Source organism: Gloeocapsopsis crepidinum LEGE 06123, assembly GCF_015207655.1.
In the GTDB taxonomy this organism is placed as follows: Bacteria; Cyanobacteriota; Cyanobacteriia; order Cyanobacteriales; family Chroococcidiopsidaceae; genus Gloeocapsopsis; species Gloeocapsopsis crepidinum.
Genome location: NZ_JADEWN010000012.1, coordinates 39,320 through 62,378, shown reverse-complemented (window position 1 = coordinate 62,378; position 23,059 = coordinate 39,320). Strand labels below are relative to the sequence as shown.

Annotated in this window: 31 protein-coding genes; 3 read left to right on the top strand and 28 right to left on the bottom strand. The window is 42.2% G+C overall.

All coding sequences use genetic code 11. The features are described 5' to 3' along the window. Positions 1-215: 215 nt before the first annotated feature. From IQ230_RS07190 to rplC, 20 genes are all read right to left on the bottom strand, one after another. Entirely contained in the window at positions 216-773 is a 558-nt protein-coding gene (locus IQ230_RS07190) for an adenylate kinase (RefSeq protein ID WP_193931352.1), read from the bottom strand. Beyond that, positions 773-2,086, bottom strand: coding sequence for a preprotein translocase subunit SecY (gene secY, locus IQ230_RS07185; RefSeq protein ID WP_193931351.1), 1,314 nt, complete (start codon positions 2,084-2,086; stop codon positions 773-775). Before secY ends, IQ230_RS07190 begins: the two co-directional genes overlap by 1 nt. A 68-nt stretch (positions 2,087-2,154) precedes the next feature. Continuing rightward, on the bottom strand, positions 2,155-2,610 hold the full coding sequence (rplO, locus tag IQ230_RS07180) for a 50S ribosomal protein L15 (RefSeq protein WP_099701412.1): 456 nt from the start codon (positions 2,608-2,610) through the stop codon (positions 2,155-2,157). 48 nt (positions 2,611-2,658) lie between these two features. Then, positions 2,659-3,186 (bottom strand): 30S ribosomal protein S5, encoded by a 528-nt coding sequence (rpsE, locus tag IQ230_RS07175; RefSeq protein WP_193931350.1) that lies wholly within the window; start codon positions 3,184-3,186, stop codon positions 2,659-2,661. Positions 3,187-3,248: 62 nt separating this feature from the next. Continuing rightward, positions 3,249-3,611, bottom strand: a complete 363-nt coding sequence (rplR, locus tag IQ230_RS07170; protein ID WP_193931349.1) for a 50S ribosomal protein L18 — start codon at positions 3,609-3,611, stop codon at positions 3,249-3,251. Further along, the gene (gene rplF, locus IQ230_RS07165) at positions 3,611-4,150 is read right to left on the bottom strand and encodes a 50S ribosomal protein L6 (RefSeq protein ID WP_193931348.1); all 540 of its coding nucleotides are present in this window, start codon (positions 4,148-4,150) and stop codon (positions 3,611-3,613) included. Before rplF ends, rplR begins: the two co-directional genes overlap by 1 nt. Before the next feature lie 41 nt (positions 4,151-4,191). Further along, positions 4,192-4,593, bottom strand: a complete 402-nt coding sequence (gene rpsH, locus IQ230_RS07160; protein WP_099701408.1) for a 30S ribosomal protein S8 — start codon at positions 4,591-4,593, stop codon at positions 4,192-4,194. A gap of 19 nt (positions 4,594-4,612) precedes the next feature. After that, entirely contained in the window at positions 4,613-5,158 is a 546-nt protein-coding gene (rplE, locus tag IQ230_RS07155) for a 50S ribosomal protein L5 (RefSeq protein WP_193931347.1), read from the bottom strand. A gap of 45 nt (positions 5,159-5,203) precedes the next feature. Then, the gene (rplX, locus tag IQ230_RS07150) at positions 5,204-5,560 is read right to left on the bottom strand and encodes a 50S ribosomal protein L24 (protein ID WP_228054655.1); all 357 of its coding nucleotides are present in this window, start codon (positions 5,558-5,560) and stop codon (positions 5,204-5,206) included. Next, complete coding sequence (rplN, locus tag IQ230_RS07145; RefSeq protein WP_099701405.1) at positions 5,560-5,928, bottom strand: 50S ribosomal protein L14; 369 nt, start codon at positions 5,926-5,928, stop codon at positions 5,560-5,562. The genes rplX and rplN overlap by 1 nt, the downstream gene beginning before the upstream one ends. 18 nt (positions 5,929-5,946) lie before the next feature. Then, entirely contained in the window at positions 5,947-6,198 is a 252-nt protein-coding gene (gene rpsQ, locus IQ230_RS07140) for a 30S ribosomal protein S17 (RefSeq protein ID WP_099701404.1), read from the bottom strand. Between the two features lie 6 nt (positions 6,199-6,204). Then, on the bottom strand, positions 6,205-6,432 hold the full coding sequence (gene rpmC, locus IQ230_RS07135) for a 50S ribosomal protein L29 (protein ID WP_193931346.1): 228 nt from the start codon (positions 6,430-6,432) through the stop codon (positions 6,205-6,207). A gap of 3 nt (positions 6,433-6,435) precedes the next feature. Beyond that, positions 6,436-6,855 (bottom strand): 50S ribosomal protein L16, encoded by a 420-nt coding sequence (gene rplP / locus IQ230_RS07130; RefSeq protein ID WP_193931345.1) that lies wholly within the window; start codon positions 6,853-6,855, stop codon positions 6,436-6,438. Positions 6,856-6,898: 43 nt separating this feature from the next. Then, a complete protein-coding gene (gene rpsC / locus IQ230_RS07125; RefSeq protein WP_099701401.1) occupies positions 6,899-7,651 on the bottom strand; it encodes a 30S ribosomal protein S3 in 753 nt (250 codons plus the stop codon). Positions 7,652-7,669: 18 nt separating this feature from the next. After that, entirely contained in the window at positions 7,670-8,038 is a 369-nt protein-coding gene (rplV, locus tag IQ230_RS07120) for a 50S ribosomal protein L22 (RefSeq protein WP_099701400.1), read from the bottom strand. Between the two features lie 43 nt (positions 8,039-8,081). Then, positions 8,082-8,360 (bottom strand): 30S ribosomal protein S19, encoded by a 279-nt coding sequence (gene rpsS / locus IQ230_RS07115; RefSeq protein ID WP_099701399.1) that lies wholly within the window; start codon positions 8,358-8,360, stop codon positions 8,082-8,084. A gap of 29 nt (positions 8,361-8,389) precedes the next feature. Then, on the bottom strand, positions 8,390-9,253 hold the full coding sequence (gene rplB, locus IQ230_RS07110; protein WP_193931344.1) for a 50S ribosomal protein L2: 864 nt from the start codon (positions 9,251-9,253) through the stop codon (positions 8,390-8,392). A gap of 69 nt (positions 9,254-9,322) precedes the next feature. Then, positions 9,323-9,637 carry a 50S ribosomal protein L23 gene (locus IQ230_RS07105; protein WP_193931343.1) on the bottom strand — a complete coding sequence of 105 codons (315 nt, stop codon included), beginning with the start codon at positions 9,635-9,637 and terminating at the stop codon, positions 9,323-9,325. Beyond that, positions 9,630-10,262, bottom strand: coding sequence for a 50S ribosomal protein L4 (rplD, locus tag IQ230_RS07100; protein ID WP_099701396.1), 633 nt, complete (start codon positions 10,260-10,262; stop codon positions 9,630-9,632). The genes IQ230_RS07105 and rplD overlap by 8 nt, the downstream gene beginning before the upstream one ends. 83 nt (positions 10,263-10,345) lie before the next feature. Further along, a complete protein-coding gene (gene rplC / locus IQ230_RS07095; protein WP_193931342.1) occupies positions 10,346-10,984 on the bottom strand; it encodes a 50S ribosomal protein L3 in 639 nt (212 codons plus the stop codon). A gap of 865 nt (positions 10,985-11,849) precedes the next feature. On the opposite strand from rplC, the gene ndhN reads away from it, so the two are divergent. Then, positions 11,850-12,338 (top strand): NAD(P)H-quinone oxidoreductase subunit N, encoded by a 489-nt coding sequence (gene ndhN, locus IQ230_RS07090; RefSeq protein ID WP_099701394.1) that lies wholly within the window; start codon positions 11,850-11,852, stop codon positions 12,336-12,338. A 64-nt stretch (positions 12,339-12,402) separates the two neighbouring features. On the opposite strand, the gene IQ230_RS07085 is transcribed toward ndhN, so the two are convergent. Next, the gene (locus IQ230_RS07085; RefSeq protein ID WP_193931341.1) at positions 12,403-14,709 is read right to left on the bottom strand and encodes an NACHT domain-containing protein; all 2,307 of its coding nucleotides are present in this window, start codon (positions 14,707-14,709) and stop codon (positions 12,403-12,405) included. A 542-nt stretch (positions 14,710-15,251) separates the two neighbouring features. On the opposite strand from IQ230_RS07085, the gene IQ230_RS07080 reads away from it, so the two are divergent. Continuing rightward, complete coding sequence (locus IQ230_RS07080; protein WP_193931340.1) at positions 15,252-15,755, top strand: hypothetical protein; 504 nt, start codon at positions 15,252-15,254, stop codon at positions 15,753-15,755. Between the two features lie 28 nt (positions 15,756-15,783). Then, entirely contained in the window at positions 15,784-16,848 is a 1,065-nt protein-coding gene (ygfZ, locus tag IQ230_RS07075; RefSeq protein WP_193931339.1) for a CAF17-like 4Fe-4S cluster assembly/insertion protein YgfZ, read from the top strand. On the opposite strand, the gene IQ230_RS07070 is transcribed toward ygfZ, so the two are convergent. From IQ230_RS07070 to IQ230_RS07040, 7 genes are all read right to left on the bottom strand, one after another. After that, on the bottom strand, positions 16,833-17,150 hold the full coding sequence (locus IQ230_RS07070) for a (2Fe-2S) ferredoxin domain-containing protein (RefSeq protein WP_193931338.1): 318 nt from the start codon (positions 17,148-17,150) through the stop codon (positions 16,833-16,835). The two genes, ygfZ and IQ230_RS07070, sit on opposite strands and share 16 nt — an antisense overlap. 65 nt (positions 17,151-17,215) lie before the next feature. Continuing rightward, on the bottom strand, positions 17,216-18,190 hold the full coding sequence (locus IQ230_RS07065) for a cysteine synthase A (protein WP_193931337.1): 975 nt from the start codon (positions 18,188-18,190) through the stop codon (positions 17,216-17,218). A gap of 310 nt (positions 18,191-18,500) precedes the next feature. Next, the gene (locus tag IQ230_RS07060) at positions 18,501-19,139 is read right to left on the bottom strand and encodes a peroxiredoxin (RefSeq protein ID WP_193931336.1); all 639 of its coding nucleotides are present in this window, start codon (positions 19,137-19,139) and stop codon (positions 18,501-18,503) included. 129 nt (positions 19,140-19,268) lie between these two features. Then, positions 19,269-20,735, bottom strand: a complete 1,467-nt coding sequence (glmM, locus tag IQ230_RS07055) for a phosphoglucosamine mutase (protein ID WP_193931335.1) — start codon at positions 20,733-20,735, stop codon at positions 19,269-19,271. A 620-nt stretch (positions 20,736-21,355) separates the two neighbouring features. Continuing rightward, positions 21,356-21,655, bottom strand: coding sequence for a DUF7734 family protein (locus IQ230_RS07050; protein WP_193931376.1), 300 nt, complete (start codon positions 21,653-21,655; stop codon positions 21,356-21,358). 189 nt (positions 21,656-21,844) lie between these two features. Next, positions 21,845-22,441, bottom strand: coding sequence for a DUF3177 family protein (locus tag IQ230_RS07045; RefSeq protein ID WP_193931334.1), 597 nt, complete (start codon positions 22,439-22,441; stop codon positions 21,845-21,847). Between the two features lie 201 nt (positions 22,442-22,642). Further along, complete coding sequence (locus IQ230_RS07040) at positions 22,643-22,864, bottom strand: Calvin cycle protein CP12 (protein ID WP_193931333.1); 222 nt, start codon at positions 22,862-22,864, stop codon at positions 22,643-22,645. Between the last annotated feature and the right edge of the window lie 195 nt (positions 22,865-23,059).

Sequence of the window (23,059 nt, the reverse complement as noted above, 5' to 3'; positions counted from 1 at the left end):
TTTTCCTCAACTCAACAAGCTGTTTGTCATTCAAAGCAGCTAATAGCATCATCGTTGTTTTGAGCGATGACAAACCTTAAAACATCCCAAATTACTATTAATATATCTTATTAAAGATTGACTTGGGATTTGAGATGTAAAACTAGAAGCTGGCAGTAAGCTGTAATTTGAAGTTAAGTGTATTACTACCGATGCTTCTAAATTCAACATGCTTCTCAAGAATCAATCACGTCGAGTAGTTCAGCAGTGACTTCATCCAAAGATTGATCGCCATTTACACAAATAAGTTGTTGGCGATCGCGGTAAAAATCGATAAGAGGTGCAGTTTGTTCGCGGTAAACTTCTAAACGCCGCCGAATAACTTCCTCGTTATCATCTGCACGACCGCGTGCTAATAATCGTGCCATTAAAACATCATCAGGTACTTCCAAGTTAACAACTCGCACAACTTGATGATTGTGCTTTTCTTGTAGCAGTTCATCCAAGAAGCTTGCTTGACTAACTTTGCGCGGGAATCCATCAAGAATCCATCCTTGCTCAGTATCCGGTTCATAAAGGCGTTCCTTGACTAAGTCATTAACCAGTTGGTCGGGAACTAATTCACCACGCGAAACATAGTCTTGCGCTTTAACACCCAAGGGCGTTTGTTTTTGCATGGCTTGGCGCAAAATGTCACCAGTTGATATATGAGGAATATTCCTGTGGTGAGCCAAAGTTTCAGCTTGAGTCCCTTTACCAGCACCTGGCGCTCCCAGGAAAATCAATCGCGTCACTATTGTTTCACCATTCCTTCATAACGTTGCGAAATAACGTATGTTTGAATTTGTTTTGCTGTGTCAATAGCAACACCAACCAAAATCAGTAAAGACGTTGCACCTAATCCTTGAAATGTTCGGACTTGAGTTGCACTTTCGACAGCCGTTGGCACAATTGCTACTAGACCTAAAAAGATTGCTCCCAAAAAAGTTAATCGGTTCAAGACTCGTTCTACATACTCACTTGTCGCTCGACCTGGGCGAATTCCAGGAATGGTAGCTCCCATTTTCTTTAAGTTTTGTGCTAAATCTACTGGATTAACAATCAAAGTAGCGTAGAAGTAACTGAAAAAGAGAATTAAAACCAGATAAGCTAGAGCGTAAACCCAAGGCGTAGGACCATTAGGACTGAGATAATTAGCAATTCTTAAAAGGAATTCATTGCGCGTGAAACTTGCTAAAGACGCTGGCAATATTAAAACAGCCGAAGCAAAAATGATCGGCATAACGCCGCCTTGATTCAGTCGTAAAGGTAGGTAGCTACGCTGTTCTTGAAAAAAGCGCCGACCGACTTGTCTACGTGCAGAAATAATCGGAATTCTGCGGGTTCCTTCTTGCACAAAGACAATACCAACAATCATAACGAGAAAGACTAATAGCAGGACAACGACGCCTCCTACTGCTTCTCGACTGCCAGTTTGAGCAAATGCGATTGTGTCTCCTAAGGCTCTTGGCAAGGAAGCAACAATATTGACAAAAATCAAAAGAGATGCTCCGTTACCAACACCTCGTTCGGTAATTAATTCAGATGCCCACATGATAAACATAGAACCTGCTACAAGTGCGATCGCCGTTTCGGCGACAAAGACAGGTCCTGGGTTAAAAGCATAAGGTTGCAACCAAAAAGCAGCAATAAAGATACTTTGAAGAATTGCCCAACCTAAAGACACATAACGCGTAATTTGGGAAATTTTCCGCCGTCCGGCTTCACCTTCATTTTTCTGAAGATTTTCTAAAGCTGGGATAGCAGCGGTTAACAATTGGATGATAATGGAAGCATTAATGTACGGCAAAATTCCTAGAGCAAATACTCCTAAGGTAGAAAGTCCACCTCCAGAGAAAATATCTAAGAAACCAAATAAAGCATTATTGCCAGTTTGACTTGCTTGAGCAAATAAATCGCGATTAATTCCTGGAACAGGCAAGAAAACGCCAAGGCGAGCCAAAATTAAAATACCAACAGTGACAAGCAGCCGCCTTCGTAAACCAGCTGCTTGTGCCATCTGCATAAAAGTTTCTTGCGCCGTTGGGGCTTTGTCTCTACTGATCATAAAGAGGTACCTTTTTTGTCATCTAGCTGGCGCTGTTTAAGGTACTCGTCTACCAAAAAACAGGATACTTATACTTTGGACGATTCGAGTTCGCAATTTCCACCAGCTGCGGTGATTTTTTCCCGTGCTTGCTTTGTGAAAGCTGCTGCTTGAACTTGTAAAGGAACATTTAATTCCCCATCACCCAAAATTTTTAGTGGTCCTTTTACAGCAGTAATGATTCCGGCTTCGCGTAATGAAGCTAGATTTACCTCTGTGTTGGCAGGAAGTGATGCCAGCTTATATACATTGATCGTAGTGTACTGCTTACGATTAACGATCGGAAAGCCTTTTAGCTTCGGAATGCGGCGATATAAAGGTTGTTGACCGCCTTCAAAGCCTGGTCTTGTACTGCTACCTGAACGAGCTTTTTGCCCGCGCATACCTAGACCTGCACTTGCTCCTTGACCAGCAGAAATACCACGACCAACACGACGACGGCGTTTTTTTGAGCCTGCTTGAGGCTTAGGATCAGTTAGTCTCATTGACTTGATGCTAGTTCTGAGTTGGACAAAATTACTTAACTTGTGAGTTTAGGCGTAGAGATTTTCGATGGGAACGCCACGTTCTTCTGCGACTTCAGAGAAAGTACGTAAAGTTGATAGCGCATTAACAGCTGCTCTAGCATTATTAAGCGGGTTATTAGAACCCAGTTGCTTAGCTAGGACGTTGCGCACGCCAGCCAGTTCTAGCACAGTACGAACTGCACCACCAGCGATTACTCCGGTTCCTGGTGCTGCTGGACGCATCATGACTCGCGCGCCACCGCCATCACCATTGATCGGATGTGGAATCGAGTTGGAATTGGTGAGTGGCACATCAATGAGGTGTTTCTTACCATCAGCGACACCTTTTTTTACAGCACCGATGACATCTCCAGCTTTACCAACGCCGATTCCGACTTGACCGCGTTCGTTGCCAACAGCAACAACTGCGCGGAAGCTGAGTTTTTTACCACCTTTTACGACTTTACTAACACGGCGAATTTGAATAACTCGCTCTTGCCAGTTAGTTTCTTTTTCTTTTACACGGTTACTTTTACGACGACCACCAGTTGCCATATTTTGTATCCTTTCTAGTAATTTTATGCTTGTTGCTAATAATTGGTTAGCCACCAGCACAATTAAAAATCTAATCCTGCTTCGCGTGCGGCTTCAGCTAAGGCTTTAACGCGACCGTGATAGAGATTACCACCACGATCAAACACGACTTTTGATATACCTTTTTCTAGCGATCGCTGCGCAATTAATTTACCGACCTCTGTAGATGCTTCACAAGTAGCACCAGATTTCAGGGATGGTTTTAAATCTGGATCGAGCGTTGAAGCCGAAACAAGCGTATGGTGTTGTGTATCGTCAATCACTTGAGCATAGATATGCTGATGGGAACGAAACACTGCTAAACGAGGGCGTTCTGAGGAACCATTCACTTTCCCACGAATGCGACGATGGCGAATCTTTTTAGATTCTCTGCGATCTAACTTCATTACTTCTTACCTGCCTTACCAGCTTTACGTCTGACAAATTCACCAGAATAGCGAATGCCTTTTCCTTTGTAAGGTTCTGGAGGGCGAACATCGCGAATTTTTGCTGCCGTATTGCCTACTAGTTCTTTATCGAAACCACTAACAATAACGTTGGTATTATTTTCTACTGCCAATTGAATTCCTTCAGGAGGCTCGATTTGAACTGGATGACTATATCCTACGTTAAGTGTGAGGTTGCGACCTTGAACTGCAGCACGATAGCCAACTCCTTGAATTTCTAACCTACGTTGAAATCCTTGCGAGACTCCATCAACCATATTGGCAACCAAGGTGCGAGCCAAACCATGCATCTGACGGGCTGTGCGCGAGTCATCAACTCGTTTAACCAGTAGTGTTTCACCCTCTTGGGCGATTGTTACTGTGGCTGGCAGCATGCGCGAGAGTTCGCCTTTCGGACCTTTGACTTTAACTTGTGACCCGTCAATAGTCACTTGGACTTTGGCGGGAATCGTAATTGGGCGCTTACCAATTCGAGACATGACTTATTAACTCCTAATCAACCAGCTAATAGCTAGCTGTCTTACCAAACATAGCAAAGCACTTCACCACCCAAGCCTTGACGTCGGGCTTCTCGGTCGGTCATGATGCCGCTAGAAGTAGAAATAATCGCAATACCGATGCCTCCGAGTACCCGTGGTAGCTCTTTGCGGTTAGAGTAAACTCGTAAACCTGGTTTACTAATTCGCTTCAAGGCAGTGATCAAAGGTTGGCGATTTCTGCCTTTATATTTGAGTGAGATGACTAAATTGCGTTTAACGCCTTCGCCTGTCTCTTCAAAATCGGCAATGAAGCCTTCTTCCCTTAATACTTGAGCAATGCTGCGGGTCATTTTTGTGGCTGGTATCTGTGTTGTCTGATGCCGCGCCATATTTGCATTGCGGATGCGCGTCAGCATATCTGCAATTGTGTCGTTAGCCGCCATCGTTTCCTCTTAATAAACGTTATTGATCCCGAAAAGGCATTCCCATTGCTTTGAGCAATGCGCGACCTTCTTCATCGTTTTTTGCTGTAGTGATAATGGAAATATCCATACCCCGAATTTGATCGATGCTGTCGTAATCAACTTCTGGGAAAATCAGTTGTTCGCGAACACCAAGGGTATAGTTACCGCGTCCGTCAAAGCTTTTAGGGCTGATACCACGAAAGTCACGAATACGAGGTAATGCCAAGTTAACAAGTCTGTCTACAAAGGCATACATCCGTTCGCCACGCAATGTCACCATCAAGCCAACTGGCATACCTTGGCGAATTTTAAAGCCAGCGATCGCTTTTTTGGCACGCGTAACAACGGGTTTTTGACCTGTAATTGTGGCAATCTCGTTAATAGACGATTCAAGCGCTTTCGCGTTTTGTGCGGCTTCGCCCAAACCTCGATTTACTGTTACTTTTGTCAACTTTGGCACTTGATGGATATTTGTATACTGAAACTGCTCCATCAACTGCGGGACTATCTGTTCTTGGTATAAGCTTTTGAGTCGTGCTGTCATAGTTTTTACTTCTACTACTTCCTGGTCTTGGTCAGGAAAATTAAGCTATTTATCAAGGATTTCACCAGTTTTTTTGAGCATTCGGACTTTCCGACCTTGCTCGTTAAAGGTGTAGCAAACGCGACTAGCAACGTTTTGCTTTGTCGAGTAGAGCATGACATTAGAGCTATGAATCGGTGCTTCTGAAGTTACAATGCGACCGGATTCGCCCTCTTGTGTGGGTTTGACGTGCTTGGTTTTGACATTCACGCCTTGAACGATCACTTTGCTTAATTTAGGAAACGTCTTGAGGACTTCACCGACTTTGCCCTTGTCGCTACCTGAGATCACTTGTACGGTATCTCCGGTTTTGACGTGCATTTTGTAGCGAATCGGTGCAGATCCATTCTTCTGTGCAGCCATTACAGCACCTCCGGAGCCAGGGAAACAATTTTCGTATAGTTTTTGTCGCGCAGTTCGCGGGCAACTGGTCCAAAAACACGAGTACCGCGAGGATTACCATCGGCATTAATAATGACTGCTGCATTGTCATCAAAACGAATACTCATGCCACTATCGCGACGCAATCCTTTGCGTGTCCGGACAATCACTGCACGCACAACATCTGATTTTTTAACTGCCATATTGGGAATGGCATCTTTGACTACAGCGATAATTACATCGCCTACACCGCCATAACGGCGATTACCTGCACCCATAACGCGAATGCACATCAATTTTCGCGCACCGCTGTTATCAGCAACATTAAGGTAAGACTGGGGTTGAATCACAGCTAATCTCCCGATTGTCTAGCTAGTAGTGGCACTACTAAGGATTTCTTTAACCACCCAGCGTTTCGTGCGGCTGAGAGGTCTACTTTCTTGAATGCGGACGCGATCGCCTTCTTTACATTCATTTGCTTCGTCGTGAGCTTTATAGCGTCGCGTTTGGACGACGATTTTTCCATATTTGGGATGAGAAGCGCGGTTTTCAACGGCAACCACCACGGTTTTTGCCATTTTGTCGCTTACTACAACTCCAACTCGTTCTTTAATTGCCATAGTTACCTATTCTTCTGCACCAGACTGAGATTGTGCTGCTGCTTTTCTTTCGTGTTCCACAGTGAGTAATTGTGCTAGTTGGTGTCTAGCGTGCTTAAACTGATGTGGTTTTTCCAACTGTCGCGTGGCTTTCTGAAGGCGTAGTTGAAATAATTGCTTCTTTAGCGCCACAATCTGGGCAACTATTTCTTCATCACTTAAATTTCTTGCTTCGGAAATTTTAGGAAGTGGCATACTCTAAACCTCCTCCTCTGAACGCACAACAAACTTGGTTTTAATTGGTAGCTTATACATTGCTAAACGCATTGCTTCCCGTGCTGTTGCTTCGGGTACGCCGGCAATTTCAAACAAAATTCGTCCTGGCTTGACAACTGCCACCCAATATTCAGGAGAACCTTTACCTGAACCCATCCGCGTTTCTGCTGGGCGCATCGTTACAGGTTTATCAGGAAATATGCGAATCCAAATTTTGCCACCACGACGAATATAGCGAGTCATTGCCCGACGTGAAGCTTCGATTTGACGCGAAGTGATCCAAGCGGGTTCTAAAGCTTGGAGACCAAAATCACCAAAATTGAGATTATTACCTCTGGTGGCGATTCCTTCCATTCGTCCGCGCTGTTGTTTGCGGAATTTTGTTCTTCTAGGACTTAGCATGATTGGGTACCTTTAAAGCAATTAGCATTCTTGCTAACGGCTGTTATTCTTCGTTGGAACGGTCTTCAAACTGCTGACGACGGCGCTGTTGTGGTTGGCGACGGCGCGGTTGAGTTGTTGTCGGTGTTGGTGTTTGCTCTTGTCCAGGAATAATCTCTCCCTTAAAGATCCACACTTTAATTCCCAAAATTCCATAGATGGTTCGTGCCGTCGTATAGGCATAGTCAATGTCCGCTCTTAATGTATGTAGCGGTACTCTGCCTTCACGAGTCCACTCAGTACGAGCAATTTCTGCACCATTGAGCCGACCGCTGACTTGAATCCGGATACCTTGAATACCAGCTTTTTGAGCGCGTTGAATCGTTTGCCGAACAACGCGACGGAAGGAAACGCGGCGTTCTAGCTGCTGTGCAATATACTCAGCAATGAGATAAGCGTCAGCATCAACTTGCTGTACTTCAACAACATTGATCCGAATTTGACGGTTTCCACCGAGTAATTCTTGTAATCCTGTGCGCAGTGATTCAATTCCAGTACCACCACGACCGACGACGACTCCAGGACGAGCTGTGCGGACTTCAAGGTCGATTTGATCTGCCTTACGCTCAATCCGTACTTCAGAAATTCCTGCGTTATTATTTTGCGCTAATCTGCCCAGCTTTTGCTCGACGTAATTGCGTAGTTTATGATCTTCTTTAAGAATTTCAGGATAACGCCCTGGTTCAGCAAACCACTGCGATTGATGTTCTTGGGTAACTCCTAGGCGAAACCCGATTGGATGAATTTTTTGTCCCACAAATACTTCCTCTTGTGACTAACTTTCTGCTGCTAACGCTGTGTCTGTCGCAACTGCCACTGTAATGTGACACGTAGGCTTGCGAATTTGGTAAGCTCGACCTTGTGCTCTTGGTTGAAAACGCTTAAGCACTGGTCCTTGATCTGCATACGCTTGAGTAATTTTTAGCTCTGCTGGGTCTAAGCCAGCATTATGTTCAGCATTAGCAACTGCACTTCTGAGCACTTTGAGGATTGGATCGCAGGCTCTGTAGGGCATAAATTCCAGAATAATCAACGCTTCTCGGTACGATCGCCCGCGAATTTGATCGAGAACGCGACGTACTTTGTAGGGAGACATCCGGATGTAACGGGCGCTTGCTTTTACTTCTGTAGTATCACTAGCCATAACACATTTCTCCTTTAGCTGTTAGCTCACAGCTATCAGCTATTTATCTCCCTGCTTTTTTATCGCTTTTGGCATGACCGCGAAAGGTACGTGTCGGAGCGAATTCACCTAGTTTGTGCCCTACCATTTGCTCGTTGATGAAGACCGGCACGTGTTGCCGTCCATTGTGGACAGCGATTGTGTGACCAACCATCTGGGGCAAGATAGTAGATGCTCGCGACCAGGTTTTGATGACTTGTTTTTCGCCTTTTGTATTTAGCTTTTCGATTTTGCTGAGCAAACTATCAGCAACAAAAGGACCTTTTTTTAAAGAACGACCCATAGCTCAATGTTGGATGTTGGATTTTAGATTTATGATTCTCTGCCACCGCGACCGCGTTTGGAAGACTTGCGACGACGACGAATGATGAGAGCATTGCTCGCTTTCTTTGGCTTACGTGTTTTAGCTCCTAGAGTTGGCTTACCCCAAGGCGTCACAGGTCCTGATCTACCAATTGGTGCTCTACCCTCACCACCACCATGTGGGTGATCGACTGGGTTCATTACACTACCTCTGACCTTAGGTCGGCGTCCTTTCCAACGATTTCGTCCTGCTTTTCCTGAGCTAAGGTTGCGTACATCAATGTTGCCAACTTGCCCAATTGTGGCGTAGCATTCGCGGCGCACAAGCCGGACTTCGCCCGAAGGAAGCTTGAGTGTAACGTAGTTACCCTCTTTCGCAACTACTTGCGCACTAGCACCGGCAGCACGAACAATTTGAGCACCACGACCAGGATAGAGTTCAACATTGTGAACTGTTGTTCCTAGAGGAATTCTGCTGAGTGGGAGAGCATTACCATCTTCAAAAGGTGCATCTGGACCGGAAATTACGGTTTGTCCCACTTTCAAGCCATTAGGTTGAATAATGTACCGTTTTTCTCCATCTTGGTAATACAGCAGAGCGATGCGAGCATTGCGGTTGGGATCGTATTCGATCGCGGCTACTTTGGCAGGAATATTATGTTTATTGCGTTTAAAGTCGATCGTCCGATATAAACGCTTGTGTCCGCCACCTCGGCGACGACTGGTAATGACACCACGATTGTTCCGACCTTTAGGACGGTGAACTGAGGTTGTTAGCGATCGCTCTGGTTCAGTTTTAGTAATTTCATTAAAGTCAGAGACAATACGCTGGCGCGTACTGGGTGTATATGGACGATAAGAACGTGTACCCATAAGTTTCGTTTGTTGTGTTTAAAAGTTCGAGTTGTTGATTGAAGTGTTTATATAACAACTGACAACGCACTAAACATCTGGGAACAGGACTTTTCTAATTTTGTCTTCTTCCCCAGTCGCTACCGTGACAATCGCTTTTTTGTATTGAGATTTAAAGCCAATAAATCTCCCTACTCGACGTTGCTTGCGTGGTTGTTGCTGAGTGTTTACTTGAATAACTTTGACTTGAAACAAGTCTTCGATCGCTGCTTTGATGTCTGGCTTGGTGGCTTGGGGAATCACTTCAAATGTGAATTTGTTTTCCTCCATTAGCCGAGTGGCTTTTTCAGTTAGTATGGGACGACGTACTAAATCAGGTAGCGATCGCCGATCTATCTTAGGCACCGTAGACCTCCTGAATCTTTTCAATGGCAGCTACTGTAGTCACGATCCGGTCAGCATTTAATAGATCGTAAACATTCAACCGATCGGCAGCAATTAACTTGACTTGAGCAACGTTTCGTGCTGAGAGATAAACAGTTTCTACAAGCTCAGGCAAAATTAACAGAACCTTTGTTTCTGGGTCAATTCCCCAACGTGCGATCGCTGCTAAGAGGTCTTTCGTTTTTGGTCTTGGTAGCTCACTCGCAAAATCTTCTACCACTACCATATCCGCAGCCCGACTTGTCAAAGCTGTACGCAAAGCTAACCGCCGCTCTTTGCGATTCATCTTAATTTCATAATCTCTCGGCTTTGGTCCAAAGATGACACCACCACCCCGCCACAGTGGAGAACGGATTGAGCCAGCACGCGCGCGACCCGTTCCTTTTTGCCGCCAAGGTTTGCGACCACCGCCCCGAACCTCTGCACGAGTTTTAGTACTTGCTGTCCCTTGTCTGGCGTTGGTTATCTGCCGTACCAAGGCTCGGTGGACAATATGAGCAGCACTATCTTCTTTAGCAACGCGCAAATCGAGTGTTGCTTGTCCTACCTCTTCTCCTTGCCAGTTTTTTACTACACAATCTACCATTTGTTTATCCTTTCTTTGTAGCTCGGTGTTGGGTATAAAGATTTACCCCAATCACCTGTAGTGGCAATTTATATAGCTTCGCCCTACGTTTGACTACCTCGTCGTGCTGGCACAATGTTTAATAAAGCACCAGGCTTGCCTGGAACTGCGCCTTTGATCAGGAGTAGGTTACGCTCTGAATCTACCTGTACTACTGTCAATTGAGGAATTGTCACGCGCTTTCCGCCCAAACGACCTGCCATCTTTTTACCAGGATAAACACGCCCTGGAGTTGTCCCTGCACCAATTGAACCAGGTAATCGATGGTTTTTAGAACCATGAGACATTGGTCCGCGACCAAAGTTATGCCGTCTTTGATAACCGGCAAAACCACGACCAATGCTAGTCCCAATGACATTGACCATCTGCCCAGAAGCGAAGATATCTGCTTTGATTTCTTGACCTAGATCGTATTCACTTGGATTATCTAAGTGATACTCACGTAAGTGACGCAAAGATGGAGCAGATGATTTAGCAAGATGACCCAGAAGCGGTTTGTTTAATGCTTTGGGCTTCACTTCTTTGTAACCAACTTGGATGGCAGTATAGCCATCTGTTTCTTTCGTTTTGATTTGCGTAACTGTGCATGGACCGGCTTGAACTACAGTTACAGGAATTGCTTTTCCTGCCTCGTCAAACACTTGGGTCATGCCCAGCTTTGTGCCGAGGATACCTACAGCCACAGTAACTGGTTTCTCCTTTTTTCAAGGTTGAATTAGCACCGGATAACGCTGATTCGCTGCAACCGGTTTCACTAGAAGGTTCCTTCCTTACTACTCAAACTAGGAGCAAAAAAGAAGTCACTTTTGGTTTAATGCCTACGCATGGATATACACTTCAGATTTAGAGCGATCGCTCTTGCAGTTAATGACCTCACCTAGACTTAAACGGCAAGCCGTTTAGTATCTATGCTGATGAGCTTTAGACCGTACCGCAGGTGTTAACACATTGCTGTCTACTTCTGCTTTACTACTCGCCTATTGAACCTTGGTTCAATTAAATAGCTGCTTGGAAATACCCAAGCTTCCAGCGTATGTGCCTCATGCAACTTTGGGCGCTAGCCAATACAATTAGCTTTGCCGTCTGCTCTATTTGGAGAGCAAAGTTTAATAGCATAACGCCATAAAAAATTATAACGCTACCCTTTAAACCTAGCAATCAACACGTCCGTGCTGCCAAATAGTTTACGCTGCCGACAACCCTAGCAATAAAGTTGTTAGCTCACGACTGAGGCATTTTGGTCACAATCTAATATCATAAACCAATATGATTTTTTTGTCTACTTTGAATCTTGCTGAGAATTGAAGTGCTATAGAGTTCTCCTAGATTTGTGCGATAAAACTGAGAGTCAAAAATATGATTTGTTTTTATTAATCCAAAAAATAATGAGAATTCTTATAGATAAGCATAGATACTTAAAATTAGAGATAATACACGAGCAAGGAACAGTCTTGCTAGACAAGCTGGCAAGTCATAGCAGTAACCATCAACTGATGGTTGACATATCACAATAGCAGGCGTTGACGTTTCAATGAGAACAAAAAACTTATGGCACTAATTATTACTGGCAATAAATTTATCAAAGACTTAGAAAAGTCTGGTGCACTTGGAGTTTATGTACCACTGGAGGGAGGTTTTGAAGGTCGCTATCAACGCCGACTGCGAGCAGCAGGATATACTACCTTACACATTACAGCTCGCTCTTTGGGTGATGTAGCAGCATATTTGACTAGAGTTCACGGAATACGTCCCCCACACTTAGGCAAAAAAAGTGTTGGCAAAGGCGCCGCAGTAGGAAACGTTTACTACGCACCACCGATAGTTACGTATCATCTAGAACAACTACCACCGAAATCAAAAGGATTAGTTCTGTGGATGATTGAAGGACATTTGCTTGCTAGTCAAGAGATTGAATACTTAGCAAATTTAGCAAGCTTAGAACCACGAGTAAAAGTTGTGCTAGAAAGAGGTGGCGATCGCTATTTTCGATGGACACCACTAAAAGATACACTACCAAGTAGCTATCAAAGTGCATAGCCTGCTGGACGTAGAGTGCGATCGCAATTCTTAAGTATAAAGTAAGGGGATTCTTCTCTTAACTTTATACTGCAACTTGAGATAGCTTTGCTGAAGGTAGCAATATGGAATTTGCTATTCTCTGTCGAACTTCAATGGAAACGCAGTTAGAATTTAAGCAGTTGAGCAATAGTATAGTGGAATCATAATATTGCTTCAACAAGTTTTGTTGATGAGGATTAAAATGCCAATCGTAAGCAAAGTCGCGCTGCTGAATGACCGCGTTTCTCAATAATGTTATTTCATCTTGACCAGCAGCTATCCACCACTTAATAAAGCTGTCATTACTCTGACAATAATTTATTGTATGTTGCTTAAGTGCTTGTAGTACTTGTCTTAATTCAGGCGCAATAAGACTAGCACGCACAATTGCTCGATCTAAAACGCGATGATAAACTAATGCGGGTTGAGTGGTTTGTTTCAAAATATAGTCAATTGTAAGAACACGGTCTAGAGCTAGATCGAGAGATAATTCGGAGTTGATATAACGAGTAAATTCGGGATTACAAGCTTTAGATAACTCTAATTTGCCTTCTGTAATTTCACAAGTCCGACTAAGTTCTAGGTCAAAATAAAAGGCTCGCAAGTTCAAAAAAGAACAAGAACTTGATGTATCGTATGACTTAGCACCTAGCCACCTCAAAAATTGTTGCAATTGGATGTCATCGGCTAATAAGCAATCAATGTATTTCTTTGCTAGCAGTAATAAATAGTCTGCCTGTGGCAACATTCCTACACATAGTATAAATATTTCCTGCCAGCGCTTATCAGTAATATAATTCGCAAGTTGCGTTAATGCTTTATCACCTTGGGCTTCTGCGTTACAAACAATATTTTTTGCAGTAAAATATTCCTGAAATGTCAGATGGGAGAAAGAGTAAATCCCTTTAGCACGTTCTACAAGTAAACCATGCTGGGCTTCTATTGCTTTAAGTATAGCTTCGGGTTTGAACGATAAACTCTGCCCACATGCACATACATCTGGGAAGTTATAGATATATTCTGCAATATACCGTTCTAGATCCTGCTGTTTAAAGAAGTATTCTCCTTTCTCAAATGTATTTCGTGCAATGTAGCTTAATAATTCATGCTTTCGCGATACTGATAGCTGTTTGTAAACTTCATCACGCTCAACATAGCGCTTAGCGTCCCATTTCTTAAGTAAAATATCCAATGCTTCTTGATACAACTTGATTCGATTGGTAGGAAAATGTCCGGCTTCTGCAAACACCAAACAAAGTAACATTAATAGTAAGGGGTTTGTCGCAAGTTCTTGCAAGCGTGAGTTTTGTTGTAATTTGAGAAGAAAATGTTTACCTTTACCAGCCGCTGTCCCTGCAAACCATTTTTGTACGAAACTACTAATTTGGTGTTGATTAAAATCAGCAAGTTCTACTTCGGTAAAGTGTTCTAAATTGTACTCTGTTGATCCTATACGACAGGTCAAAATAAACTGATTAGTGTGATATTTAGTACTAATTCCGCTAATTTGCTGCAAGACGCAATAAATATCTTTTTGACATACTTCATCTAGTCCGTCTAATAAAATTAGTGCTTGACCTTGATTTAATATTTGAGTAGCAAATAATTTATTAATGCCATAGCTAGCTAGCTCTTGTTTAATATATGTAAATAAGCTGAGTTTATATCGGCTTTCTGCAAAATTTTTGAGTGTAATAAAGATAGGAATTTTTAGAATTGGTAAGTTCTCTGAAACAGATTCTATTGCAATGTGTTTGAGAAGTGTTGTTTTGCCAGAACCTGGTTTCCCTAAAAGAATTAGTTTGGAATATTGTTTGACAGCTTGTAATGCTGAAAAATGCTGTAGTTTACTATTGCTCGAGACTATTTTGTTATCATCTATTAAATTAAGATTTTGATGAAGTTGCTCAATCTCTAGCCAACTACGATTGCTAATGTTCTCTAAAATATTAAGATTAGTATAAACTTCCTGTAGAGTTCTAGGCTGTGACATATCTAAAACTCTAAAGCTACCGCATTTTTGCTGAATAACAGTTTGGATGTTTTGCTGTATGTTTCTTGAAATAGAGCTTGAAAAGTTTTGACAGGATATATTTGCTTTGCTTTCTGACAATAGATATTGTTCTGGAAGTTCTGCTATTTCTTGCCAAGATAGCCCTAGCTTTTCACAGATTTTATGGAAATTTTCTCTAGCAACTGGTTTTCCTGCAAAAAAATTTTGTACAGTGGCACGAGAAACTTCTAGTTCTACTGCTAACTCTGTTTTTGTCGCAAATTTCAGTACAGCTTTATTGGCTTGCTTGATTCCCTCTACTGTAGCTTTTAGTGAACGACTTGCTCGCGTTTTCATAAAATGTTTGAAATCTGCACAAAAATAAGAAATTTTGCTTTATATATTTTTTTGAAAGGAAAGGTATTAATAAAGTCAGGGCTGTCTAATCTAATATACTACTGCCGTTTAGGCAATTTCTTATTAAGAACAATTTATTAACTACTACGTAAACGAGATTATTAAAATTTGACCTATTTTTAATAATTAATATAGTAATTAAAAACGAGTATTTTAAATACTTTAGATTTTTTACTTAACTCTATACTTAAAAATTATTATATGGCATTTTCTAACCTTGTATCCTATCGTAGGACATAGTTTTTTTGCCATGCAGTTTATTAGGAAACTTTACTAGTATTAAAAGTGGTGGTAGCTAAAAATACATGCTAAAACATGAATAATGAAGAGCGAGTTTATACTATCGATACTTATAAACGTTCTTCAGTAGTATCAAATACTAATTTATACCAGTATAAGGCGATCGCAAAGCCAACAAAATTTTTGTAAGAATACAGAAAAGCTCTTGTGCTTTATTGCATTTAGTCCTACAGAATCATCTTATGCTACCCAAAATTACAGATCCTCTGGCTTGGCAGCAAGCTGAAATATTAATGCAACCAGCGTTCATTCGAGTTATTGATCATATTGGTAAGCAACTTGAAGCGTCGAAATGGCGGGGAACATACAAAGACGTTATGGTTTGGCCTGAAGGCACAACAGAAGAAGTAAAAGGAACTGTAACACAACTCGTACACTACTTGGATACTGCTTCTCCAGACCAAGTGACAGAGATAGAACAAAGATTAATTCATTTACCAACACCACAGCCAGAATATCACTTGTGCTTACATCATCAGGGTGTACCAGAAGTTGAGGTGAATTTATGGGAACTGTGTTATCAAATTTGCTTTTGTAGCTACGACCCATCAGGTACAACACATTCAAACGACATTAAAATTGATACGAGTCTGATTGATGAAACTGGCGATATCGACTGGCAACAGTTAGATGAAAAAGCAGGAGAGTTAGTTGCGCAGTTGTTTGCTAACCTGCCAGATGTATAAATAAGCTAATAGTAGAAAGGTAAATTTTATGCAGCAACTGCGAAATATTCAGCTTCATACTGGAGCAAAGTTTGCTGAAAGCACGCAAGATCGTGATGTTCCAGTAAGTTTTGGCGATGATGCAGCTGCACTGCAGGCTTCTCAAGAGGAGGTTGTTTTATGCGATCGCTCACACTGGGGACGAATTCAAGTCAGTGATGAAGAACGCCTGCGGTTTTTGCATAACCAAAGTACTAATAATTTTCAGCAACTCAAACCAGGACAAGGCTGCGATACTGTTTTTATCACTTCTACTGCGCGGACAATTGATTTAGTCACAGCTTATGTTGGTGAAGATGCAGTTTTGTTACTTGTTTCACCCAATCGCCGCGAGTTTCTGATTGACTGGTTAGATCGCTATATCTTTTTTGCTGATAAAGTGCAGTTAACAGATATCACAGATGCAACAGCGACATTTAGTTTGATTGGACCAAAAAGTGATGCAGTTTTAGAGCAATTGGGAGCAAGTGCAATTATCAATCAGCCGTATGCACATCATCAAGTTGTGAAGTTTGCAGAAAGTGAAGTGCGCATTGCAGTCGGTAGTGGTTTGGCGTTACCAGGGTACACATTGATTATTCCTGTTGAAGCTGCGGCAAATGTATGGAACAGCATTATGCAAGCAGAAGTAAAACCGATAGGCGATCGCGTTTGGGAACAGCTACGCATTCTCCAAGGTCGCCCAACACCAGAAAAAGAACTTACCGAAGACTACAACCCTTTAGAAGCAGGATTATGGCACTCTATTTCCTTCGATAAAGGATGCTACATCGGACAAGAAACTATTGCCCGTCTCAACACATACAAAGGAGTCAAACAACATCTGTGGGGTATTCGTCTCGATTCGCAGGTAGAACCTGGAAGTGTCATTACAGTAGGAGACGAAAAAGTTGGCAAGCTTACTAGTTGTACTGCTACTGAGAAAGGTTACTTTGGATTAGGTTACATCCGCAACAAAGCAGGCGGACTTGGTTTAGAGGTAAAAGTAGGAGATATTGTCGGAGAAGTAGTGGATGTTCCCTTTCTTACTCATGAATACTATCGAGGTGAGTAAAGCATTGCTGCTACAGGACATCCGCCAAGAAGATGTCTTTTTACTACTGCTGGTACTTCAGCAGGTTGAACGCGACTATACCAAATTTGTTCTGGTAACACTAGTACCATAGGACCATTACCGCACTGTCCTAGGCAGTTACTGCTGACAATATCAATCCCTGCAACTGGATGAGATTGAAAAGCAGCAAGTACTTTTGCCGCGCCTTGTTTACGACAAGTGCGATTTTGGCACACCATGACGCATCTGGAAAGATTGTCTTGTTGAGAGTGCGATCGCCTGTTAAAAAATGTGTTCGACATCAATACTCAAGCGTTGTCATGAGGGAAAGGGATAACGATGTGATTGTTATGCTTGGGCGGCTAATTCAATTGGGCGATAGCCCTTTTGTTGCCAGCCATTCTTGGTTAAAAAGTCGTGATTGATAACGCCCTCCACTATCACAGAGAATTGTCACAATCGTGTGTCCTGGACCCATTTGTTTAGCAAGGGTGACTGCTGCTGCCACATTAATTCCAGAAGAACCGCCGACAAAGATTCCTTCTTCACGCAGTAATCGATAAACAACACGGATACACTCAGGATCTTCAATTCTAATAGCGTCGTCAATCGGCGCACCTTCCATATTGGCAGTTACACGACTGTTCCCAATGCCCTCGGTAATCGAACTACCTTCACTTTTAGTTTCACCAGTTTTAATGTAACTGTATAGCGCACTGCCCATAGGATCGGCTAAAACAGTTTTAACTGCTGGGTTTTTCTCTTTGAGGAACATTGCAACACCAGCTAAAGTCCCACCAGTGCCAGTAGAAGTTATCCAAGCATCGACCTGACCATCGGTTTGCTGCCAAATCTCAAATCCTGTAGTTTCGTAATGAGCTTGACGGTTTGCTAAATTATCAAACTGATTTGCCCAGATAGCATTTTCCATCTCTGAGGCAATTCTACCAGAGAGTTTGACGTAATTATTTGGATCTTTGTAGGGCACGGCTGGTACTGGACGCACTTGGGCACCCAAAGTTCTCAAAGCATCCATTTTCTCTTGTGATTGGGTTTCAGGAATCACAATTAGACATTTGTAGCCTTTGGCGTTGCATATATGGGCTAAACCAATACCAGTATTGCCAGCAGTTCCTTCTACGACAGTACCACCAGGTTTGAGCAATCCTTTTTCTTCTGCATCTTTGATAATGTAAAGTGCTGCTCGATCTTTGACAGAACCACCAGGATTGAGAAACTCTGCTTTACCAAGGATCTCACACCCTGTTTCTTCACTGAAGCGCTTTAACCGAATTAATGGTGTGTTACCAACGGTATCTACAAAACCATTTTTAATATCCACTGCGATTTAATTCCAGTCTTTCTGACATTACTACTCACAGTCTATTTTCTCATACTGCCTTTTTGCATAGCGATTGGCAATTAGCTATTAGCCGTTAGCATAAATACGAGTGCGAATTCATTCGCTGCCATCTAAACTAAAATTTGCTGAGGTGGACTCATTAGTAAAAGTTTTGTTTAAGTGTACGAAGGTACACTTTGCCTGGATAGCCCCGACTTTAGTCGTAGGGCATCTGTGATTCATGCAGGAAGTCTATAAACCTTAAAAAAAAGGTGGGTACAAGCCCACCAGAATCACTCACAAGATTAAATTATTTATTGGGTTGAGGAGTCATCCGTAAGTAAGGTTTAAGTTCGGTATGACCTTTGGGGAATTTTTGCTTGATTTCTTCTGGGTCTTTGATAGAAGGAACGATAACGCAGTCATCGCCATCTTTCCAGTTTGCTGGGGTAGCCACGCTGTAGTTATCTGTAAGTTGCAGTGAATCTATGACGCGTAAAATTTCATCAAAATTGCGTCCAGTACTGGCAGGGTAAGTAAAGTTGAGACGCAGTTTTTTGTTTGGGTCAATGATGAACACTGAGCGTACTGTCAGAGTATCGTTGGCATTGGGGTGAATCATGTCATACAGGTCAGAAACCTTTTTGTCGGGATCTGCCAAGATGGGGTAATTCAGACCAACGCTTTGAGTTTCTTCAATATCTCCAACCCAACCTTTGTGAGAATCTACATCATCAACACTAAGGGCTAGTGCTTTGACATTGCGTTTGTCAAACTCTGGTTTGAGACGAGCAACTTCACCAAGTTCTGTGGTGCAAACTGGGGTAAAGTCTTTAGGGTGAGAAAATAAAATCACCCAGCTATCGCCTGCCCACTCGTAAAAATCGATTTCTCCTGCGGTAGAAGCCTGCTTAAAGTTTGGTACTGTGTCACCTAGTCGAAGAGCCATAACTCGTTTCCTATGCTCTGAAAGTCTTTAACTCGTTTACTTTGCGATCATGACATAAAACCCCAGTTCTCCGGTCGGAGTTTAGCGGTTTTCAACAAAATTTTAGGTTTGGTAATTCAGTCTACAGATTTAGTTATTGAGGTATTGTTGAACTGCAAGTACTAGGTTTTCTGTCCAATATTGAGTTAAATCGGCACTAGCAGCTTCGACCATGACGCGAATCACTGGTTCAGTACCAGAGGCACGGACAAGAATTCGTCCTTGGTTGCCCATTGCAGCTTCGGCTCGTGCGATCGCTTGCTGTATCGCTGTACACTGATTCCAACTCATGCGGCGATCGCGGTCTTCTACACGAACATTGCGTAACAACTGAGGATAAGTCGCAAAGCTTTGACTGACCATTTCTGACAGCGGTACTCCTGCATACTGAACTAAAGCCGCAATATGCAAAGCTGTTAACAATCCATCACCTGTAATACTGTAGTGACGACAGAGAATGTGTCCTGACTGCTCACCACCTAACATTCCTCCAGTCCTTACCATTTCTGCTTGCACATACTGATCGCCCACTGGAGTACGAATCATTCTACCACCAATCTTTTCCCAAGCACGCTCAAAGCCAAGATTTGCCATCACTGTGGAAATGATCAAGTTCTCTGGGAGTTGTTGCCTTGTTTGTAAAGCTTTACCCCACAGATAAAGAATGTAATCTCCATCAACAGGTCTACCTTTGTCATCTACAGCAAGAACTCGATCTGCATCACCATCAAATGCAAAGCCCAGCGTAGCACGATGTTCTCGCACAGCGGCTTGTAAAGATGTTAAGCAAGTAGAACCACACTCGACATTGATGCGATCGCCATCAGCGCGATCGTGTAAACAAATGACTTCAGCACCTAAATCTTGAAATACTGCAGGTGCAAGGTTTACTGCAGCGCCCCATGCTAGATCCAGTACAATACGCATTCCAGCAAAGTCGCGATTTTGTAGCAAAGGTTTTTTGAGTGATTCTGTGTAATTTTGTACTAAGTCTGAACGCAGATAAGAACGTCCCCAAGCATTTTGACCGATGCAAAGGTTCGTCTGGCTGCGTACTCCTGCTTCGATTTCAGTTTGCCAAGATTGAGGTAATTTTGCGCCATCTCTACCAAAAAACTTAATGCCGTTGTCTGCTGGTGGATTGTGGCTAGCAGAAATCATGACTCCACCCACAGCATCGGTGATACTCGTCAAGTAGGCAACACAAGGCGTGGGACACAAACCCAAATGCCACACTTCTAGCCCAGAAGACGCTAACCCAGAGGCAACTGCCATCGCTAGCATATCGCTTGAGTTACGCGAATCCTGCCCGACAATGACTGATCCTAAGTTCTGAGAATTTTGACGCAGCACAACTCCAGCCCAAAACCCCACTTGCAACGCTAAGGATGCAGTGAGTAAATCTCCAACTTTTCCACGGATACCATCTGTACCAAATAAAGGAGAATTTGGGAGAGCGATCGCTGATGATTGATAGTCTGCTGCTGTTTGCAGTGATGCTAACTGAGTAGATGCTGTGTCTGTGACACTTTGAATGCTAATAGGAGACGAGACCATAGTTTTACCCCTCACACAACTAGTTCACGCTAGGAGAATATCATTTTCTAATCTGATGCTTAATATTGTTTTAATGTTATTGCCGCTTTATTAAATAGATATAAAGAATTTATTGTATGAATATTTGTTTCACCTCAGTATAATCCGCAATTTCTTTATAGATACTTTACAATTCTGTGATGGTTTAGTTTATAGACACTACAACCTACGATGTAAGGTATTTCGTAATTCAGTAATATATGTTATAAATTATACTTTTGCAGTCAAAGATTTCGTCAAGGGCAAACTGAGAAAAATACGTAAATAGATATACGTATGAAGAAACAGTTAAGTATCTGTGGCAGTCTTATTTAAGTTGGAAGATTGTCTGGGAAACCACAAAGCACGCCAAGGAAATACCGCCGTGCAAATCATGACGTGACGCAAAAAAAATATGAAAAGAAATTCTTACAAATAATTTAGCACTGTTCCAGTATTAAATTGTTGTTTCCTTAGTTGGTGCTAAGTACGATCAATTAATAGAAGTATCTTATCTACCCACGCTTCACAGCAAGGACGGCTACCCTGCGTTTAATTAACTTAGATACTAATAAATTAATGCTAGTTACTAATCTAAGACTTTAAACTCCAACTTCTGACAAAAGTGATTGAATGCTGTTCCACGTAAGTCCTTGCTGGATATAATTTGGTGATTGAGGATTATAGGGACTTGCTACTCTATCAATGGCAAGAATTTTGGCATCATCTGGTAGCACTGGTATTTCTGGATCAAATGCTGTTGCACGCATTAATGAACTAGAAAAACCTTTAAATATTGCAATCTGGTCTATTTCTCCAAAGATGTCTGCTGTTACAATCAATACTTCTTGAGGTCGCTTTGCAGTATATTGTTCTAAGCGCTTTTCTACAGAATCATTCATCATGACTTGAAAGTGTTGCGTGCTAGAAAAATTCACAAGTGAGGGACTAGGAGCGAGTAAAAGAGTAGTTAATGGCTAGTTTTGAGTTGAATCTTCTCATTTAGAACTGATAACTTCTAGTCTCCTAGTTTCCCAAAATCAAGAATACTCTCTTCACCTCTGCACTGCTTGAAGTAACTTCAACCCTCATTATTGCGGTAAAGCAGAACGTCCTTGTTTACCTAGTTTAAATAGCACAAAATAGCTTAAGCAAATAACGTAAAAGATTAAACCAACTACGCCTAAAAAGCCCAGGAATTGAGGCGTGGAATTAGCATGAAAGTATTCTCTGAAAAGTAAAGGTGGCTCTCTTAGTATTGTACACAAAGGAGTAGCTAAGGCTTCTCTAGAAAAGGCACATTGAAGAAAGGGTATGCTAGCGATCGCTCCTAATACACTGTATATAGTCATAGCCCAGCGCCAAGAATTAAATGTGAGTTTTAATATTCCTCTTGGTTGATCGTCAATTTCTTCATTAAGATCTATCCAAAACCAGAGTGCAATAGGAATTAGAACTCGAGCGATTGTCCCTGAGATATATCCTACTGGTATTGCTGCAATTAGGAGGTAAACAGTGATTGCGAGGAGGCTTGATACACGCCAATAAATAGTTAATAGGCGTTGGATTGCTTCAGCTTTTTGGACAAATGCCCATACAAGCAATATCAAAGGAACAAGAACTGTAAATAGTACGGCTAAACGATAGTCCATCCAAACTAGGGGACGTAACCAAACTTCATTTTGCATAACTCAGATGATTTAGGCAGTAAAAAATTCTTTTGCGATGCAGTAATAAGAAACAATGATTTAGCAAATCAGTTTTTTTAATCTTCAATTAGATAGCTATGATATCTAATTTCAGAAAAATAATAAAAAGGGACACTTTGTCAAGTGTCCTTGTGAATTGTACATTATGCACGTTGTACAGAACTACGCTTGATTAATGATTTATTCATCATAAATGCGGCATTCAGCAGCTTCTGGGTTCTCATCACAGTATTGTTCAAGAGAATTTTTGGGTTTAGTTTGCTTCTGATGAGAGGCTTCTGCTTGTAGTTCTTCTACAGCATCCCAGGCTGCAGCGCATTCACCAGAACTAGCACCACTGGTGTCACAGATAGAACGTGCTTGCTCTCTTTCTTGTTCGATTTGTTCTTGGATGTTGCTCATAGATTTTGTTGTTTCTGTCGTCTTTTAATAGTATAGAAAACTTACAATGCTCTATGTTTTGTGCGTTATGGACTTCTAACGTACAACCCGAGCGTTGCACTTCAATAAAGATTGATCGCCTTATAGAGGATAACTCTATAAACAGGGATCAGCAACGGTAGTAATAGAGTACTACCATTCATTGATACCAAGCCA

Excerpts from the sequence above, each read along its gene's own strand:
- IQ230_RS07085 (WP_193931341.1), bottom strand. The coding sequence starts at position 14,709 with ATGAAAACGCGAGCAAGTCGTTCACTAAAAGCTACAGTAGAGGGAATC.
- rpsH (WP_099701408.1), bottom strand. The coding sequence starts at position 4,593 with ATGGCGGCTAACGACACAATTGCAGATATGCTGACGCGCATCCGCAAT.
- glmM (WP_193931335.1), bottom strand. The coding sequence starts at position 20,735 with ATGGTCTCGTCTCCTATTAGCATTCAAAGTGTCACAGACACAGCATCT.
- IQ230_RS07045 (WP_193931334.1), bottom strand. The coding sequence starts at position 22,441 with ATGCAAAATGAAGTTTGGTTACGTCCCCTAGTTTGGATGGACTATCGT.
- IQ230_RS07040 (WP_193931333.1), bottom strand. The coding sequence starts at position 22,864 with ATGAGCAACATCCAAGAACAAATCGAACAAGAAAGAGAGCAAGCACGT.
- rpmC (WP_193931346.1), bottom strand. The coding sequence starts at position 6,432 with ATGCCACTTCCTAAAATTTCCGAAGCAAGAAATTTAAGTGATGAAGAA.
- IQ230_RS07050 (WP_193931376.1), bottom strand. The coding sequence starts at position 21,655 with ATGAATGATTCTGTAGAAAAGCGCTTAGAACAATATACTGCAAAGCGA.
- secY (WP_193931351.1), bottom strand. The coding sequence starts at position 2,086 with ATGATCAGTAGAGACAAAGCCCCAACGGCGCAAGAAACTTTTATGCAG.
- IQ230_RS07080 (WP_193931340.1), top strand. The coding sequence starts at position 15,252 with ATGCTACCCAAAATTACAGATCCTCTGGCTTGGCAGCAAGCTGAAATA.
- ygfZ (WP_193931339.1), top strand. The coding sequence starts at position 15,784 with ATGCAGCAACTGCGAAATATTCAGCTTCATACTGGAGCAAAGTTTGCT.
- rplF (WP_193931348.1), bottom strand. The coding sequence starts at position 4,150 with ATGTCTCGAATTGGTAAGCGCCCAATTACGATTCCCGCCAAAGTCCAA.
- rplV (WP_099701400.1), bottom strand. The coding sequence starts at position 8,038 with ATGGCTAGTGATACTACAGAAGTAAAAGCAAGCGCCCGTTACATCCGG.
- rplD (WP_099701396.1), bottom strand. The coding sequence starts at position 10,262 with ATGGTAGATTGTGTAGTAAAAAACTGGCAAGGAGAAGAGGTAGGACAA.
- rpsQ (WP_099701404.1), bottom strand. The coding sequence starts at position 6,198 with ATGGCAATTAAAGAACGAGTTGGAGTTGTAGTAAGCGACAAAATGGCA.
- IQ230_RS07070 (WP_193931338.1), bottom strand. The coding sequence starts at position 17,150 with ATGTCGAACACATTTTTTAACAGGCGATCGCACTCTCAACAAGACAAT.
- rpsS (WP_099701399.1), bottom strand. The coding sequence starts at position 8,360 with ATGGGTCGTTCTTTAAAAAAAGGTCCTTTTGTTGCTGATAGTTTGCTC.
- rpsE (WP_193931350.1), bottom strand. The coding sequence starts at position 3,186 with ATGGCAACTGGTGGTCGTCGTAAAAGTAACCGTGTAAAAGAAAAAGAA.
- ndhN (WP_099701394.1), top strand. The coding sequence starts at position 11,850 with ATGGCACTAATTATTACTGGCAATAAATTTATCAAAGACTTAGAAAAG.
- rplO (WP_099701412.1), bottom strand. The coding sequence starts at position 2,610 with ATGAGACTAACTGATCCTAAGCCTCAAGCAGGCTCAAAAAAACGCCGT.
- rplE (WP_193931347.1), bottom strand. The coding sequence starts at position 5,158 with ATGACAGCACGACTCAAAAGCTTATACCAAGAACAGATAGTCCCGCAG.
- IQ230_RS07060 (WP_193931336.1), bottom strand. The coding sequence starts at position 19,139 with ATGGCTCTTCGACTAGGTGACACAGTACCAAACTTTAAGCAGGCTTCT.
- rplB (WP_193931344.1), bottom strand. The coding sequence starts at position 9,253 with ATGGGTACACGTTCTTATCGTCCATATACACCCAGTACGCGCCAGCGT.
- rplX (WP_228054655.1), bottom strand. The coding sequence starts at position 5,560 with ATGGCTGCACAGAAGAATGGATCTGCACCGATTCGCTACAAAATGCAC.
- rplR (WP_193931349.1), bottom strand. The coding sequence starts at position 3,611 with ATGAAGTTAGATCGCAGAGAATCTAAAAAGATTCGCCATCGTCGCATT.
- rplP (WP_193931345.1), bottom strand. The coding sequence starts at position 6,855 with ATGCTAAGTCCTAGAAGAACAAAATTCCGCAAACAACAGCGCGGACGA.